The organism is Ensifer sp. LC163, assembly GCF_001695855.1.
Classification (GTDB): Bacteria; Pseudomonadota; Alphaproteobacteria; order Rhizobiales; family Rhizobiaceae; genus Ensifer.
In genome coordinates this window covers 1-799 of the sequence record NZ_MBSS01000053.1, presented here as the reverse complement: position 1 = coordinate 799, position 799 = coordinate 1, and the positions used below count along the sequence as shown (strand labels likewise).

1 protein-coding gene is annotated in these 799 nt (G+C 65.8%); it reads right to left on the bottom strand.

Annotation, left to right across the window (positions count from 1 at the left end; genetic code table 11):
- Positions 1–799: NAD(P)-binding domain-containing protein (locus BC360_RS26355; protein WP_244512923.1), on the bottom strand; the 799-nt coding region annotated here is incomplete at both ends.

Genomic DNA, 799 nt, shown 5'->3' with positions numbered 1-799 from the left:
ATGATGCAGCCGGCGCGCCAGATCTTGGCAATCGTCGGCATCGGCAGCGACCAGTTGAATTCCTTCGAGGCGGCGGACATGACGGCGAAGCCCTGCGCATAGGCGCCGATCTTGGCGGCCAGCAGCGCGTTTTCCAGGTCCCTGATGAAGGCGGCCCTGTCGGCGACCGTGAACGCGCCGACATCGGGCAGGCCAAGGATCTTCTCGGCGGCTTCGCGCTCGTCCTTCGCCGACGAGATGCTGCGGGCGGCAACGGCCGCTTCGATCGCGGTCGCCGGAACGCCCATGTTCTGCGCTTCGATCACCGACCACTTGCCGGTGCCCTTCTGGCCGGCCTTGTCGAGGATCAGGTCGACGATCGGCTGGCCGGTCAGCGGGTCGGCGGCCTTCAGCACCTTCTCGGTGATCTCGATCAGGTAGGAGTTGAGGCGGCCCCTGTTCCAGGCGCCGAACACGTCGCCGATCTCGCCCGCCGTCATCTTCAGGCCGTCGCGCAGGATGCCGTAGATCTCGGCGATCATCTGCATGTCGGCATATTCGATGCCGTTGTGGATCGTCTTGACGAAGTGGCCGGCGCCGTTTTCGCCGAGCCAGGCGACGCACGGGTCGTTGTCGTATTTCGCGGCGATCGAGGTCAGCACCGTCTCGACGCGCCTGTAGGAGTCTTCCGTGCCGCCGACCATGATCGACGGGCCATGGCGCGCGCCCTCTTCACCGCCGGAAACGCCCATGCCGATGAAGGTAAGGCCGCTGTCCTTCAGCGCGTCGAAGCGGCGCATCGTGTCGCGGAAGTTGGCGT